This is a genomic window from uncultured Oscillibacter sp. (genome assembly GCF_900544955.1).
GTDB lineage: Bacteria > Bacillota > Clostridia > Oscillospirales > Oscillospiraceae > Oscillibacter.
In genome coordinates, this window is the sequence record NZ_UQXD01000028.1 from 15847 (window position 1) to 30174 (window position 14328).

General features: G+C 65.1%; 16 protein-coding genes. 13 read left to right on the top strand and 3 right to left on the bottom strand.

What is annotated here, in order from left to right; translation table 11 throughout:
• The first annotated feature begins 21 nt into the window (after positions 1–21).
• The 4 genes from tyrS (at position 22) to QZS21_RS07780 (ending at position 4123) form a co-directional block, all read left to right on the top strand.
• Positions 22–1254: a tyrosine--tRNA ligase gene (gene tyrS / locus QZS21_RS07765; protein WP_295582053.1), complete on the top strand. Its 1233-nt coding sequence runs from the start codon at positions 22–24 to the stop codon at positions 1252–1254.
• 77 nt (positions 1255–1331) lie between these two features.
• Positions 1332–2957 carry an ABC-F family ATP-binding cassette domain-containing protein gene (locus QZS21_RS07770; RefSeq protein WP_295582055.1) on the top strand — a complete coding sequence of 542 codons (1626 nt, stop codon included), beginning with the start codon at positions 1332–1334 and terminating at the stop codon, positions 2955–2957.
• Between the two features lie 87 nt (positions 2958–3044).
• Positions 3045–3731, top strand: a complete 687-nt coding sequence (locus QZS21_RS07775; RefSeq protein ID WP_295582058.1) for a hypothetical protein — start codon at positions 3045–3047, stop codon at positions 3729–3731.
• 254 nt (positions 3732–3985) lie between these two features.
• Positions 3986–4123, top strand: coding sequence for a hypothetical protein (locus tag QZS21_RS07780; protein ID WP_295582060.1), 138 nt, complete (start codon positions 3986–3988; stop codon positions 4121–4123).
• A 28-nt stretch (positions 4124–4151) separates the two neighbouring features.
• Here QZS21_RS07780 and QZS21_RS07785 read toward each other — a convergent pair whose 3' ends face one another.
• Complete coding sequence (locus tag QZS21_RS07785; protein WP_295582062.1) at positions 4152–4382, bottom strand: helix-turn-helix domain-containing protein; 231 nt, start codon at positions 4380–4382, stop codon at positions 4152–4154.
• A 148-nt stretch (positions 4383–4530) separates the two neighbouring features.
• On the opposite strand from QZS21_RS07785, the gene QZS21_RS07790 reads away from it, so the two are divergent.
• The 4 genes from QZS21_RS07790 to QZS21_RS07805 all read left to right on the top strand — a co-directional run bounded on the left by QZS21_RS07790 (position 4531) and on the right by QZS21_RS07805 (position 7163).
• Positions 4531–4725, top strand: coding sequence for a hypothetical protein (locus tag QZS21_RS07790; protein WP_295582064.1), 195 nt, complete (start codon positions 4531–4533; stop codon positions 4723–4725).
• 259 nt (positions 4726–4984) lie between these two features.
• A complete protein-coding gene (locus tag QZS21_RS07795) occupies positions 4985–5503 on the top strand; it encodes an RNA polymerase sigma factor (protein ID WP_295582066.1) in 519 nt (172 codons plus the stop codon).
• Positions 5500–6147 (top strand): hypothetical protein, encoded by a 648-nt coding sequence (locus QZS21_RS07800; protein WP_295582068.1) that lies wholly within the window; start codon positions 5500–5502, stop codon positions 6145–6147. The genes QZS21_RS07795 and QZS21_RS07800 overlap by 4 nt, the downstream gene beginning before the upstream one ends.
• Complete coding sequence (locus QZS21_RS07805) at positions 6144–7163, top strand: hypothetical protein (protein WP_295582070.1); 1020 nt, start codon at positions 6144–6146, stop codon at positions 7161–7163. Before QZS21_RS07800 ends, QZS21_RS07805 begins: the two co-directional genes overlap by 4 nt.
• A gap of 48 nt (positions 7164–7211) precedes the next feature.
• Here QZS21_RS07805 and dapA read toward each other — a convergent pair whose 3' ends face one another.
• Positions 7212–8105 carry a 4-hydroxy-tetrahydrodipicolinate synthase gene (dapA, locus tag QZS21_RS07810; RefSeq protein ID WP_295582071.1) on the bottom strand — a complete coding sequence of 298 codons (894 nt, stop codon included), beginning with the start codon at positions 8103–8105 and terminating at the stop codon, positions 7212–7214.
• A gap of 136 nt (positions 8106–8241) precedes the next feature.
• Positions 8242–9333 (bottom strand): aspartate-semialdehyde dehydrogenase, encoded by a 1092-nt coding sequence (gene asd / locus QZS21_RS07815; RefSeq protein ID WP_295582073.1) that lies wholly within the window; start codon positions 9331–9333, stop codon positions 8242–8244.
• Positions 9334–9530: 197 nt separating this feature from the next.
• On the opposite strand from asd, the gene QZS21_RS07820 reads away from it, so the two are divergent.
• From QZS21_RS07820 to yajC, 5 genes are all read left to right on the top strand, one after another.
• Complete coding sequence (locus tag QZS21_RS07820; RefSeq protein ID WP_295582074.1) at positions 9531–11207, top strand: SpoIID/LytB domain-containing protein; 1677 nt, start codon at positions 9531–9533, stop codon at positions 11205–11207.
• A 15-nt stretch (positions 11208–11222) separates the two neighbouring features.
• Positions 11223–12248, top strand: a complete 1026-nt coding sequence (gene queA / locus QZS21_RS07825) for a tRNA preQ1(34) S-adenosylmethionine ribosyltransferase-isomerase QueA (protein ID WP_295582078.1) — start codon at positions 11223–11225, stop codon at positions 12246–12248.
• A 57-nt stretch (positions 12249–12305) separates the two neighbouring features.
• Positions 12306–12569: a TfoX/Sxy family DNA transformation protein gene (locus QZS21_RS07830; RefSeq protein ID WP_295582075.1), complete on the top strand. Its 264-nt coding sequence runs from the start codon at positions 12306–12308 to the stop codon at positions 12567–12569.
• 10 nt (positions 12570–12579) lie between these two features.
• Complete coding sequence (gene tgt / locus QZS21_RS07835; protein ID WP_295582076.1) at positions 12580–13713, top strand: tRNA guanosine(34) transglycosylase Tgt; 1134 nt, start codon at positions 12580–12582, stop codon at positions 13711–13713.
• 99 nt (positions 13714–13812) lie between these two features.
• Positions 13813–14190, top strand: a complete 378-nt coding sequence (yajC, locus tag QZS21_RS07840; RefSeq protein ID WP_295582077.1) for a preprotein translocase subunit YajC — start codon at positions 13813–13815, stop codon at positions 14188–14190.
• Positions 14191–14328: the final 138 nt, after the last annotated feature.

A 14328-nucleotide genomic window follows, 5' to 3' on the forward strand; every position in this document is an offset into this window, starting at 1 on the left:
AGAACAGGAGAGAAGAACACGATGCAGATTTATGAGGAACTGAAGGCCCGGGGCCTGATCGCCCAGGTCACCGACGAGGAGGAGATCCGGGAGCTGGTGAACAACGGCAAAGCCACCTTCTATATCGGCTTCGACCCCACCGCGGACAGCCTCCACGTGGGCCACTTTATGGCCCTGTGCCTGATGAAGCGGCTGCAGATGGCGGGCAACCGACCCATCGCCCTGATCGGCGGCGGCACCGGCTATATCGGCGACCCCTCCGGCCGGACGGACATGCGCTCCATGATGACCCCGGAGATCATCCAGCACAACTGCGACTGCTTCAAAAAACAGATGGAGCGGTTCATTGAGTTCGGCGAGGGCAAGGCCATGATGCTGAACAACGCCGACTGGCTGCTGAAGCTGAACTACGTGGAGCTTCTGCGGGAGGTGGGCGCCTGCTTCTCCGTGAACAACATGCTGCGGGCGGAGTGCTACAAGCAGCGGATGGAGAAGGGCCTGAGCTTCCTGGAATTCAACTATATGATCATGCAGTCCTACGACTTCTACCACATGTTCCAGACCGTGGGCTGCAACATGCAGTTCGGCGGCGACGACCAGTGGAGCAACATGCTGGGCGGCACGGAGCTCATCCGCCGTAAGCTGGGCAAGGACGCCTACGCCATGACCATCACCCTCCTGATGAACAGCGAGGGCAAGAAGATGGGCAAGACCGCCAGCGGCGCCGTGTGGCTGGACCCCAACAAGACCTCTCCCTTCGACTTCTACCAGTACTGGCGGAACGTGGGGGATGCGGACGTGCTCAAATGCATCCGGATGCTGACCTTCCTGCCCCTGGAGCAGATCGACGAGATGGACCGGTGGGAGGGCAGCCAGCTGAACACCGCCAAGGAGATTCTGGCCTATGAGCTGACCAAGCTGGTCCACGGCGAGGAGGAGGCGGAAAAGGCCCAGGAGACCGCCCGAGGCCTGTTTTCCGGCGGCGGCACCGCGGCCAACATGCCCTGCACCGCGCTGTGCGAGGAGGACTTCTCCGGCGGCGAGATCGACATTCTGACGCTGCTGGTCAAGTGCGGCCTGGCGGCCTCCAAGGGCGAGGCCCGGCGGCTGGTGCAGCAGGGCGGTGTGAGCGTGTGCGGAGAGAAGGTGTCCGACATCGAGGCCAAGTGGTGCTGCAAGGACTGCTGCGGCGAGGGCGTCGTCATTAAAAAGGGCAAGAAAATCTTCCACAAGGCTGTGATGGACCACGCATGAGAGCATGAGAAACCAACGGCGGCAGACGCGGCGGAAAGCGCCGCGCCTGCTGCGCGTTTTGTAAGAAAGGAAACAGTATGATTACAGTCAGCGACATCAGCGTGAATTTCAGCGGCCAGGCGCTGTTCAAGCACGTGGACCTGAAATTCACCCCCGGCAACTGCTACGGCATCATCGGCGCCAACGGCGCCGGCAAGACCACCTTCCTCCGGGTCCTCTCCGGGGACCTGGAGCCCTCCACCGGCGAGGTGATCATCCCCAAGGACCAGCGGATGAGTGTGCTGAAGCAGGACCACTTCCAGTACGACGCCTACACCGTGCTGGACACCGTGATTCTGGGCAACCAGCACCTCTACGACGTGATGAAGGAGAAGGACGCCCTCTACGAGAAGGAGGATTTCACCGACGAGGACGGCGTGAAGGCCAGCGAGCTGGAGGCGGAGTTTGCGGAGATGGGCGGCTGGGAGGCCGAGAGCGACGTGAGCCGCCTGCTCCAGGGCCTGGGCCTGGGGAGCGACATCCTCTACGCCGAGATGTCCAGCCTCACCGCCAAGGAGAAGGTGAAGGTCCTGCTGGCCCAGGCGCTGTTTGGCAAGCCGGACATCATCCTCCTGGACGAGCCCACCAACCACCTGGACATCCAGGCCATCGAGTGGCTGGAGGACTTCCTGATGGACTGCGAGAGCCTCATCATCGTGGTGAGCCACGACCGCCACTTCCTGAACACCGTGTGCACCAGCATCGTGGACGTGGACTACGGCGGGATCAAGATGTATGTGGGCAACTACGAGTTCTGGTACGAGTCCAGCCAGATGGTTCAGCGGATGATCCGGGACCAGAACCGGAAAAACGAGGAGAAGATCAAGGAGCTGCAAAACTTCATCCAGCGCTTCTCCGCCAACAAGTCCAAGTCCAAGCAGGCCACCTCCCGCCGCAAGCTTTTGGACAAGCTGACGGTGGAGGAAATGCCCGCCTCCTCCCGGCGGTATCCCTTCGTGGGCTTCCGGATGGACCGGGAGTGCGGCAAGGAGATTCTGGCGGTGGAGGGCCTGTCCAAGACTGTGGACGGCCGGAAGGTGCTGGACAATGTGAGCTTCCGGGTCAACCGGGAGGATAAGGTGGCATTTGTGGGCGAAGACGAGATCGCCAAGACCACGCTCTTCAAGATTTTGATGGGAGAGCTGGAGCCGGACGAGGGCACCTACAAGTGGGGCACCACCATCACCACCAGCTATTTCCCCCTGGACAACTCCGCCTTTTTCAACGACTGCAATTTGAATCTGGTGGAGTGGCTGGGCCAGTACACGGCGGACAACGCGGAGGAGAACACGGAGTCCTTTAAGCGCTCCTTCCTGGGCAGGATGCTCTTCTCTGGGGACGATGTGTTCAAGCCGGTGAAGGTCCTCTCCGGCGGGGAGAAGGTGCGGTGCATGCTCTCCCGGATGATGCTGTACGGCTCCAACGTGCTGGTTCTGGACCAGCCCACCAACCATCTGGACCTGGAGTCGATCACCGCCGTGAACAACGGGCTGATCGACTTCAAGGGCGTGGTGCTGTTTGCCAGCCATGACCACGAGTTTGTCCAGACCATCGCCAACCGGATCATGGAGTTTGTGGACGGGCAGCTCATCGACAAGATGGGGAGCTACGACGAGTATATCGCCACGCAGCGGGAGGAGATGCTCGCTCGGCTGAAGGGGTGAGTCCGTAACTCTTTGTCACCGAATTGTAGTTGACATAAAAAGCGACGCCTCTATACTGTAAGTATTACGGTATGGAGGCGTCGTTTCATGTGGAAGCAGCAGGTTTTGGGGCTTTTGGCACTGTTGGTGGTTACCGGCGCGGCGGCGGCTCTGGGCGGCGCGCCGGAGGGGGCGCCCGCCCCGGCGGAAGAATGGGCGGAGCCGGTGACGCTGCTGGCGGCTACGCTGCAGGGAGAGGCGCTCTCGCCGGACGGCAGGTGGGAGCTGCGGCTGGAGGGCGTCCGGGCGGGGGTGTCCTCCGGGCAGAGCCTGCCGGAGCGGGTGCGGGTGTACGATACGGAGACCGGCGCGGCGGTGTGGGAGGACATTGGGTACTACACCCAGGCTGTGCTGTGGTCCCCGGACGGCGCCTACGCCGCCCTGGCCCGGGAGGCCCGGACCTACGCTCTGGTGACGGTGCTGGAAACCGCCGGGTGGACCGGCTGGGACGTTACGCTGCCGGACGGGGGCACCCTCCCGGAATACACCTTTTTGCCGGAGGACTGGGGCGCGTGGCGGGAGGACGGCGCCCTGGTCCTGACGGTGGGCCGGGGCGGGGACGCCGGGGAGCAGCGGACCTACCGCTGTACCCTTGCACAGGGGGAGGCGGGCCTTGCCGGGACCGTCCGGGAGGAGACCACGGAGCGTCTGCCGGGGGCCTGGGACTTCGATCACGACGGACGGCCGGAGACGGCGGAGCGCACCGCGGTCTGGTATCCGGGCCGGACGGGGTAGGCGGCGGAGCGGTACGAGGTGTGTCTGCGCAGGCAGGACGGCACGCCCCTCTACCGGGAGGCGGCGGGCGTCGCCCACGCGGAGCAGAACGCCCGCTATGCCTGCGGCGTGGACGGGCGGGACTGCTTGCTGCGGTACAATCCCTGGATGGGACAGGGGTACTGCGCCTATGCGTATCAGCTGTTCTCCCTGGACGCCGCCGAGGAGCCGGTGCCGCTCCGGGAGAACCAGGTGGAATTTGACGTGAACGGGGGGTGGCAGTTGACGCCTTTCTGGCGGAGGTCCACGGCTATCTGGACGGCGCCGACGTGCTGCTGGACACCGCCTTTGGGGAGGCGTACCTGGGAGACGGACAGAACGCCGCCCTGGCGGAGACGGCGCCCAGGGCATGAGAAAAGCCGCCCGGCGGGCGGCTTGCGGTCAGCGCATCTCCAGCAATTTCTCCAGGGGGACGTGCAGGGCTTCGGCGATGTCCAGCAGCGTGGCAACGGTGGGGGCAGTATAGGCGGTCTCCACCCGCTGAATGTGCTGCATACTATGTCCGCTCATTTCCGCAAGCTGCTCCTGGGTGAGTCCCTGTTCCTTGCGGTAATGCAAAATGTTCAGCCCAATTTGGACATAGGTTTTATAGTGTTTCTGTTTACCGGTCATGGAAACACCTCCATGCTGATATTCTACAAGAACAGCGGAGAAACAAGAATGTTCCAATTTAGGTAAATCCGCAAATATGGTTGTATTTTTATCAAAATCGGTTTAGTATATACCTTACCTTGAGTCTTTTCTTGTGAGGTGTTGCAGTATGATGACCGATGCGTTTGAGGCGGCCTTCGACCGCTTCCTGGCGGGACAGGAGGACGCCGCCGACTTCCTATACCTGACCCAGCGGGCGGCGTTTTTGGAGGGCTGGAAGGCCGCCGGGGGCGAGATGCCGCCGGAGGACCGGACCTTTGCGCCGGTGGAGAGCAGCCGGCCGCCGGAGGATCCCGCAACCTGAGCGCCCCAGGTCCGCCCGAACTAGTTCGGGCGGACCTCTTCCTGTCGAAAACGCCTCGCGGCGGTTCGACGCCGGAGGGGCGAACTCCAATACCAGCCGCTTCTGCCGCGGTGTGTACGTGGCGGAAGATCTTTTTCTCGAAGACATGCCAAGGGTATTTTTCGACATCTCCAGGGCCTCTCGAAATTTTTTCGGGCGGCCCTGTCACGTTTTGCCCCGCCGGAACGTTTCGGAGACAGAGAGATGGGAGGGATGACGGGTGCTGGTCTATTTCCAGTCCATCGAGACCCCGGCGGACCGGGAGCGGTTTGAGGCGGTGTATCTGGCCTACCGGGGGCTGATGTTCCATGTGGCGAATGCCATCCTGAAAAACGAACAGGACGCGGAGGATGCGGTGCACCAGTCCTTCGTGAAGCTGGCGGAGCGGATGGAGCGGGTGCCGGAGGGACCCTGCCCCCGCACCCGGGCCTTGGTCGCCACGGTGGCGGAGCGCACCGCCATCGATCTCTACCGCGCCCGGCGGCGCCACCCCTGGGTGGAGCTGGACGAGCGGTCTCTCACCGGCGGTTCGCCGCCGGAGGAGGGGGGACTGGCCGCCGCCATGGCCGCTCTGCCGCCCCGGTACCGAGAGGTGCTGCTGCTGAAATACTACAACGGCTACCAGAGCGAGGAAATCGCCGCCTTCCTCTCCACCACCCCGGAGAACGTGCGCCAATTGCTGGCCCGGGGCAGGCGGAAGCTGGCGGCGGCGCTGGAGGAAGGAGGGGAGCGGGCATGAAGCTCACCGAGGAGATGCTGTACAAGGCCGCGCCCCAGGCGGCGGCGCTGTATCTTGCGACCCTGCCGGACCGGGCGGACTGCGACCACGCCTTTTCCCCCGCATTTGAGCGGAAGATGCGCCGCCTGCTCCCGGTGGGGAAGGGGCGGCGGTGGCGGCGACTTCTCCTGCTAGCGGCGGCGGTGGCGGTGCTGGCGGCGGGGGTCAGCGGTTTCGCCGGGCGGCAGGACCTCTATCAGGTCCGCTTCACCCAAGGGGAGGGGACCTTGAACTACCTGGTCCGGGCGAACCGGGACCGCCCGGACCAGGCCAACCAAATGGCACTGGGCTACGTGCCGGAGGGCTATGCGCCGGTGCCGGGGTCGGACGGCGCCTCCTACCGGCGGGGGGAGTCCTGGTTCACTCTACGCCAACTGGCGCAGAGCGAGGTCACCGGGATGCTGCTGGGGGACTATCTGGCGGAGGAGGCGGAGATCGGCGGCAGCCCCGGGGTGTTCATCCAGAATCAGAACACCGCCTACGGAATGCTGCTGTGGACCAACGGGGCCTATATCCTGGAGCTGACCTTCCAGGACGTCCCACAGGAGGAAATTTGGCGGATTGCCGGGCAAGTTTGCTGGCAACGGAAAGGAGCGTCATCATGAGAAAGAATTACATCCCCTTTGCGGCGGGCATGGCCACCACGGCTCTGCTGCTCGCGCTGGTGGGCGGGTCCCTGGCGGTCAAGGACCCGCCGGAGGAGGCGCTGGCCGGGGCCCTCACCGGGGAGGTGGCCTACGGCCAGGTGGGCCTGGCTCTCTTTGGGGAGGTTTGTTCCCCGCCGGGGACCACCCGGGCGGCGGAGGGGATCGCCGTCCCCACGGTGCTGACCTACACCGACTCCCGGGGCGGCGTCCACCACTACGTGGAGGCGGAGACCGCGGCGGCGCTGTTCGACGTGGCCCTGGGCGTGCAGTACCACCAGGAGCTGAACTGCCTGGACTTCGGCTCGGAGATTCTGGTGAATGCAGACGGCAAGCCGCGGTTGGATGAGGACGGAAAGGAGAAGTGGTTTACAGCGGGGGCGGACCACGACTTTGAACTGGCCACCGTCTACAACGGGGACACCGCCGTGGTGGTGGACCGGAACACGCCGGTGACCCTCCCGGACCAGGGCATCATCATCGGCGGCCCCTCCGGCGAGAGCGAGGCAGCCCAGGCCAATCTGGAGGCCCGTTGGGCCCGACTGAAGGAGACTCCTCTGGCGCCGGAGTACGGCGCCGCCCACGGTATGTTCACCGAGGCGGACCCGGCGGAGATGGACTTGGGCAGCTTCTCCGGCCGGTCCATGGACAAGGAGACCTTCCAGGGGACGGACATCCGCCATACCTTCGGCTTTACGCCGCTGCTGGGGGCCTATGCGGCCATCACCGTGGAGAACACCGGCGGTGAGGACGTGGTGGTGCAGGTCCGCCGGACCTACACCGTGGGCCGGGGCAGCGAGAGCTTTTCCAGCGTCCGCGTCCCGGCAGGGGCGACGCTGGTGCGGGCCTTCCGTCTCTCCGGGGAGGCGGACGAAGTGCTCCAAAACAAGCTGGCTGTACAGATTCTCCCCATCGGACCCCAGGCCAGTGTCCGCCTGAGCGCCGAGCAGTACCGCTCCGCCCGCTCCGCGCAGTGAGCGCGCAAAGCAGCCGCCCGAATAGGGCGGCTGCTTTGGCTATGGGGCTCAGTCCGGGGGCAGCAGGGTGTATTTCACCAGCGTCTTCCGGATGCGCTCCAGGCTCTCCGGCTGGGGCTCGCACAGCGGCAGGCGCAGCCCGCCCGCCTCCCAGCCCATCAGATTCAGGGCGGTTTTCACCGGGATGGGGTTCACCTCGCAGAACAGCGCGTCGCACAGATCCTTTAAGTACAGCTGCAATTTCCCGGCGGCGTCGAAGTCGTTTTCCAGGCACAGCCCCACCAGGGCGTGCATCTCCGCCGGGATCACGTTGGCCGCCACGGAGATGACCCCCTTGCCCCCCAGGGCGCAGATGGGCACCGTCTCGTCGTCGTTGCCGGACCAGATGGTGAAGTCCTCCGGGCACAGGTTCCGGGTTTTCTGGATGTTGCTCAGGTTCCCGGCGGCCTCCTTCACCCCCGCGATGTTGGGGTGTTCGGCCAGCTGGGCGTAGGTCTCCGGCGCCACGGTGACGCCGGTGCGGGAGGGGACGTCGTAGATGATGACGGGGGACTGGACCGCGTCGGCCAGGTAGGTGTAGTGCCGCACCAGCCCGGCCTGGGTGGCCTTGTTGTAGTAGGGGGTCACCACCAGCAGCCCGTCAGCCCCGGCCCGCTCCGCGTCTTTGGAGAGGGCCACGGCGTTTTCCGTGGAGTTGGAGCCAGTCCCGGCGATCACCGGCACCCGGCCCGCTACGTGGTCCACGCAGAACTCGATGGCCCGCATCCGTTCCCGGTAGCTCATGGTGGAGGCCTCCCCGGTGGTGCCGCAGACGATGATGGCGTCGGTGCCGTTTTCCAGTTGGAAGTCCAGCAGCCGCCCTAGAACGGGCAGGTCCAGAGTCTCCCGGTTGAAGGGCGTGACGATGGCCACGCCGGAGCCGGCAAAAATAGGGTCTTTCATAAAAACACTCCCTTTTGATGATGAGGCATGAGGAGCGGGGCGGCCTGCGCGCCCCGTTCCTCACGCCCCGTCTCCGGCTGCGGGGACAGAGAAACGGCCCGCCGCGGTCTGCGGCGAGCCGTTTCTTTGGTGGGGGTTACTCTGCGGTGATATAGCCCTTGGCGCACAGCAGCTCCGCCAGCAAGACGGCGCCGCCGGCGGCGCCTCGGAGGGTGTTGTGGCTGAGGCAGGCGAACTTGTAGTCGTACTGGCTGTCGGGCCGGAGGCGGCCGATGGACACCGCCATGCCCCGCTCCAGATTCCGGTCCAGCCGGGTCTGGGGGCGGTTCTCCTCCTCAAAGTAGTGGAGGAACTGCTTGGGGGCGGAGGGGAGGTCCAGTTCCTGGGCGGGGCCCCGGAAGGACGCCCAGTCCGCCTTGATCTGATCCATGGAGGGGGCCTGCCCCTGGGCGAACTTCATGAACACGGCGGCCATGTGGCCGTCCTGGCAGGCCACCCGGAAGCACTGGGCGGTGATGGCAGGACCCGCCGCCTTGACGATCTTCCCGTCCTCCACGCGGCCCCACAGCTTCAGGGGCTCGCTCTCGCTCTTCTCCTCCTCGCCGCCGATGTAGGGGATGCAGTTATCCACCATCTCCGGCCAGCGCTGGAAGGTCTTGCCCGCGCCGGAGATGGCCTGGTAGGTGCAGACCAGGGCCTGCTCCAGGCCGTATTTCCGCAGGGGGTGCAGGGCGGGGACGTAGCTCTGGAGGGAGCAGTTGCTCTTCACGGCGATGAAGCCCCGCTTGGTGCCCAGGCGTTTGCGCTGGGCGTCGATCACTGCGATGTGGTCCGCGTTGATCTCCGGCACCACCATGGGCACGTCGTCGGTCCAGCGGTGGGCGGAGTTGTTGGAGACGATGGGGCACTCCAGTCTGGCGTAGTGCTCCTCCAGGGCGCGGATCTCCTCCTTCTTCATGTCCACGGCGCAAAAGCAGAAATCCACCTGCTCCGCCAGGCGCTCCGCATCGGCCTCGGCGTCCAGCACCACCAGGGACTCGGCCTCCCGGGGGCAGGGAACGTCCAGGGCCCAGCGGCCCGCCACGGCCTCGCCGTAGGGCTTGCCGGCGCTGCGGGCGCTGGCGGCAATGGCGGTGAGGCGGAACCAGGGGTGGTTTTCCATCAGGGTGATGAACCGCTGGCCCACCATGCCCGTGCCGCCGATGACGCCGACTTTGTACTGTTTCATAGTATGCTCCTCCTGCTGACTTGTTACGGCGGAGGGACCGGTGGGGCCGCCGCCGAATTTTGGTTGAATGTGTCGCCTTTTTGTACTATAATACAATCCATTGAGGATTGACAAGCTCTGTATCTGCCAGGCGGACATTTGTATGTATGTTAGCATACTTTTCCGGCTCCGTCAAGGCTGCGCCGTTGGGAGGTTCCATGAAAAAACTGCTTTTGACCACGCTGTTCGTTGTGACATTTTTCCTCGCCTCGGCGGTCTCCGCCGCCGCCGTGGTGGACGACACCATCAAGGTGGGGCTGCGGTACGGCTCCGGCGCCCTGTTCTCCGCCAACCTGGAAAACGCGGAGGGGGAGGGCTACGCCTTCGGCTGGTACGACGAGGACCGCTCCTTCCGGGAGCTGGGGCGGACGGAGGAGACCACCATTTCCATGACCGCCGCCGGAGATATCTATATGAGCGAGAGCGGCGCCTATTCCCGGGAGATGCCCTCCGGCGCCTTCCGCCACCTGGGGTCTTGGCACGTCCAGGCGGAGGGCTTCGACTCCTTTGAGGAGGCGGCGGAGGCGGCCCGGGACCTGGGCGGCTGGCCCGCCTGGATTTCCGGGGAGTACGTGGTCCGGGTGGGCTGCTACGACTCCCGGGGGGAGGCGGAGGACGCCCTGGACGAGCTGGGGGAGGGGGATACCGTGGAGCGCTCCTCCGCCACCGGCGTGATGGTCACCGTCACCGGCACCGCCGAGATCCTCTTTGAGTTCGACTATCAGGGCATCCTGCCCCTGGGGGTCCGGCCTGAGGGTTGGGGGGAGGAGCCGGCCACCTGGTTCAAAGGCTACCGCTACCGGGGCGGCTTCGAGTATCCCCGGGTCACCGGCGGGAACCTGAATGTGATCAACGTGGTGGACCTGGAGGACTACGTGAAGGGCGTGGTGCCCCATGAGATGGGCGGGGAGTGGCCCCTGGCGGCACTGGAGGCTCAGGCCGTCTGCGCCCGGACCTACGCCTGCCGCACTACCAAGCACCTCTCCGGCTACGGCTTCGACGTCTGCTCTACCACCGACTGCCAGGTGTACAACGGCCTCAACGCCTCCAACAGCCGCACCGACGCGGCGGTGGACAACACCGCCGGGGAGTGCGTCTGGTACGGCCGGGAGCTGGCGGAGACGGTGTACCACTCCTCCGACGGCGGCGCCACGGAGGACGCCGCCAATGTCTGGGGCGGGGAGGTGCCCTATCTGCGGGGGAAGGCGGACCCCTACGAGTCCCAGACCGCCATTCCCAATTACGCCTATACCGTCTCCTACACCGCCGAGGAGCTGACGTGGGTGCTGCAAAACAGCGGCTACTCCATCGGCACGGTGGCGGACGTGTACATCGCGGAGTACACCCCCCTGGGCAACGTCTATAAGGTCACCTTCGTGGACACCTCCGGCCAGAGCCTGACGGTGAAGGGGGACACCTGCCGCATGGCCTTCTACTCCACCACCTACGGCAAAAACGTCCGCAGTCTCCGCTTCTCCATCGGCGGCGGCAGCGGCAGCGGCGGAGGCCCCGCCGGCGGCGGGACGTACTATGTGAACGACGGCGGGGAGCGGCTGAGCGCCCTGAAGGGGGCCAGCGTTATCACCGGCGGCGGCCGGTTGGCCACCTTAAAGGGGGACAGCGCCTCCGTCATCACCGCCTCCGGCACCGAGACCCTCTCCGGCGCCCCGTCCGCCCCGGCGGTGTCCGCCCCCTCCGGCGGGTTTGTGATCACCGGCACGGGAAACGGGCACAATGTGGGCATGAGCCAGTATGGCGCCAAGGCCATGGCGGAGCTGGGCTATGACTACGAGGACATTTTGACCTTCTATTTTACCGATGTGACCATCGAGTGAGGAACCGGACGAATGATGAAAACCAGTGATTTTTACTACGACCTGCCCCAGGAGCTGATTGCCCAAACCCCCATCCAGCAGCGGGACGCCTCCCGCCTGATGACGCTGAGCCGGGGGACCGGGGCGGTGGGGCACCACCACTTCTATGAGCTGCCGGCGTTTCTGCGCCCGGGGGACTGCCTGATTCTCAACGACTCCCGGGTGCTGCCCGCCCGGCTGCTGGGCCAGCGCCTGCCCGGCGGCGGCGCCTGCGAGGTGCTGCTGCTGATCGACCGGGGGGAGAAGACCTGGGAGTGCCTGGTGCGCCCGGGGCGGAAGCTGCGGACCGGGGCGCGGCTGTCCTTCGGCAACGGCGTCCTCACCGCGGAGGTGGTGGGGGAGGTGGAGGGCGGTAACCGCCTGGTCCGCTTCGACTACGAGGGGATTTTCCTGGAGGTTCTGGAGCGCCTGGGCAAAATGCCCCTGCCGCCCTATATCAAGGAGGAATTGCAGGACCAGGAGCGGTACCAGACCGTCTACTCCAAGGTCCTGGGCAGCGCCGCCGCCCCCACGGCGGGGCTCCATTTCACCAAGGAGCTGCTGGACGCCATCTCCGCCATGGGCGTGGGGGTGGGGTATGTGACCCTCCACGTGGGCCTCGGCACCTTCCGCCCGGTGAAGGAGGCGGAGATCACGGACCACGAGATGCACAGCGAGTACTGCGTCATCCCCCAGGAGACGGCGGACCTCATCAACCGGACGAAGGCGGCGGGGGGCCGGTGCATCTGCGTGGGCACCACCTCCTGCCGGACGCTGGAGAGCTGGGCGGCGGCGGACGGCACCATGTCCGCAAGCGCCGGGTGGACGGATATCTATATCTACCCCGGCTACCGCTTCAAGGTGATGGATGGGCTGGTGACCAACTTCCACCTGCCGGAGAGCACCCTCATCATGCTGGTGTCCGCCTTTGCCGGGCGGGAGCAGGTGCTGGCGGCGTACCGGGAGGCGGTGGCGGAGAAGTACCGCTTTTTCTCCTTCGGCGACGCCATGTTCATCAGTTGAGCATCGCCCCGCAGTCCCCGCGGGCGGCTTTGCCCGCGGGAGGAACAGGAGGCTTTTATGGATGATCTGACATCCCTCCCCAACATCGGCCCCGTGCTGGCGGACCATCTCCGCCGGGTGGGCATCGCCGCCCCGGCGGACCTGCGCGCCGCAGGCGCCCGGGAGGCCTTTCTCCGCATCCGGGCCCAGGTGGACCCGGACGCCTGCTTCCACCAGCTCACCGCCCTGGCCGGGGCGGAGCTGGGCATTCCCAAAAAGGACCTGACCCCCGCGGACAGACAGGCCCTGCGGGACTTTTTCAGCGCCCTGAAAACCAACTGAGGAGAGTATCATGTTCAACGTCATCAAGACCGAGGGCCGCGCCCGGCGCGGCGAGTTTTCCTGTGCCCATGGCGGCACCGTCCAGACGCCGGTATTCATGAATGTGGGCACCCAGGCCGCCATCAAGGGCGGCGTCTCCGCCCACGATCTGCGGGAGGTGGGCTGCCAGATCGAGCTGAGCAATACCTACCACCTCCACCTGCGCCCCGGAGACGCCCTGGTGCGGCAGATGGGGGGGCTGCACGCCTTCATGCACTGGGACGGCCCCATCCTGACGGACTCCGGCGGGTTCCAGGTCTTCTCCCTGGCCTCCCTGCGGAAGATCCGGGAGGAGGGGGTCACCTTCTCCTCCCACATTGACGGGCGGAAGATCTTCATGGGGCCGGAGGAGTCCATGCGTATCCAGTCCAATCTGGGCAGCGACATCGCCATGGCCTTTGACGAGTGCGTGGAGAACCCCGCCACCCACGAATACGCCAAGGCCAGCTGCGAGCGGACGCTGCGGTGGCTGGAGCGGTGCGTGGCGGAGCACCAGCGGCTGAACGCCCTGCCGGACACGGTGAACCCGGGGCAGATGCTCTTCGGCATCAACCAGGGGGCCACCTTCGCGGACCTGCGGGCCTGGCACATGCGCAAGATCGCCCCGCTGGCGTGCGACGGCTTCGCCATCGGCGGCCTGGCGGTGGGGGAGCCGGCGGAGGTCATGTACGAGATGATCGACGTGGTGGAGCCCTACATGCCCCCGGAGAAGCCCCGCTACCTCATGGGCGTGGGCACCCCCAGCAACATCATCGAGGCCGTCAGCCGGGGCGTGGACTTCTTCGACTGCGTGATGCCCTCCCGCAACGGCCGCCACGGCAAGCTCTTCACCTGGGAGGGCACCGTGAACATCCTCAACGAAAAGTACGCCGCGGACCCTCGGCCCATCAGCGAGAGCTGCGGCTGTCCCGCGTGCCGCAGCTTTTCCCGCAGCTATCTGCGCCACCTCTTCAAGGCGGACGAGGTGCTGGCGCTGCGGCTGGCCGTGCTCCACAACCTGTACTTCTACAATGACCTCATGGCCCGCATCCGGGAGAATCTGGACCGGGGCACCTTTGCCGCGTTCCGGGCCCGGTACAGCGGGGAGCTGGAGAAGCGGGCGTGAGCGCCGGGAAATGCGCAGAAAGTTCTTGCAAAAACGGTTGACTTTGGTATAATAGCATCATTGCCAATTTACAAAAGGAAAAAAGGAGCGTTTTATAACATGGATCAGGGAACATCTACGATTCTCATGCTGGTCGTCCTGTTTGCACTCATGTACTTCATGATGATCCGCCCGGAAAACAAGCGGAAGAAGAAGGCACAGGAGATGCGGGAGAGCCTGAAGAAGGGTGACGTCATCACCACCATCGGCGGCATTGTCGGCAAGATCGTGGCCGTCAAGGGCGACACCATCATCGTGGAGACCAGCGAGGACCGGGTCCGGATGGAGTTCGCCAAGTGGGCTGTGTCCACTGTGGGCGTCCAGACCGGCGAGCAGCCCGACACCGGCAAGGGCGGCAAGAAGAAGGAAAAGGACCCCGAGGAGCTGCCCGAGGAGCCTGTGGATGAGATTCCCACTCCCGAGGAGAACAAGGACTGAGGTCATAAACACCCCCTCCCCTGGAATATGCTTGCAGAAGAAGCATATTCCAAGGGAGGTTTTTTTATGGGAAAAGCAAAGAAACAGTCATCGAAGCCGTCGTCCGCCTGGATGCCCTTTTGCAAAGGGGTCCTTCTG

Excerpts from the sequence above, each read along its gene's own strand:
- tyrS (WP_295582053.1), top strand. The coding sequence starts at position 22 with ATGCAGATTTATGAGGAACTGAAGGCCCGGGGCCTGATCGCCCAGGTC.
- QZS21_RS07770 (WP_295582055.1), top strand. The coding sequence starts at position 1,332 with ATGATTACAGTCAGCGACATCAGCGTGAATTTCAGCGGCCAGGCGCTG.
- QZS21_RS07775 (WP_295582058.1), top strand. The coding sequence starts at position 3,045 with ATGTGGAAGCAGCAGGTTTTGGGGCTTTTGGCACTGTTGGTGGTTACC.
- QZS21_RS07785 (WP_295582062.1), bottom strand. The coding sequence starts at position 4,382 with ATGACCGGTAAACAGAAACACTATAAAACCTATGTCCAAATTGGGCTG.
- QZS21_RS07790 (WP_295582064.1), top strand. The coding sequence starts at position 4,531 with ATGATGACCGATGCGTTTGAGGCGGCCTTCGACCGCTTCCTGGCGGGA.
- QZS21_RS07800 (WP_295582068.1), top strand. The coding sequence starts at position 5,500 with ATGAAGCTCACCGAGGAGATGCTGTACAAGGCCGCGCCCCAGGCGGCG.
- QZS21_RS07805 (WP_295582070.1), top strand. The coding sequence starts at position 6,144 with ATGAGAAAGAATTACATCCCCTTTGCGGCGGGCATGGCCACCACGGCT.
- dapA (WP_295582071.1), bottom strand. The coding sequence starts at position 8,105 with ATGAAAGACCCTATTTTTGCCGGCTCCGGCGTGGCCATCGTCACGCCC.
- asd (WP_295582073.1), bottom strand. The coding sequence starts at position 9,333 with ATGAAACAGTACAAAGTCGGCGTCATCGGCGGCACGGGCATGGTGGGC.
- QZS21_RS07820 (WP_295582074.1), top strand. The coding sequence starts at position 9,531 with ATGAAAAAACTGCTTTTGACCACGCTGTTCGTTGTGACATTTTTCCTC.
- queA (WP_295582078.1), top strand. The coding sequence starts at position 11,223 with ATGAAAACCAGTGATTTTTACTACGACCTGCCCCAGGAGCTGATTGCC.
- QZS21_RS07830 (WP_295582075.1), top strand. The coding sequence starts at position 12,306 with ATGGATGATCTGACATCCCTCCCCAACATCGGCCCCGTGCTGGCGGAC.
- tgt (WP_295582076.1), top strand. The coding sequence starts at position 12,580 with ATGTTCAACGTCATCAAGACCGAGGGCCGCGCCCGGCGCGGCGAGTTT.
- yajC (WP_295582077.1), top strand. The coding sequence starts at position 13,813 with ATGGATCAGGGAACATCTACGATTCTCATGCTGGTCGTCCTGTTTGCA.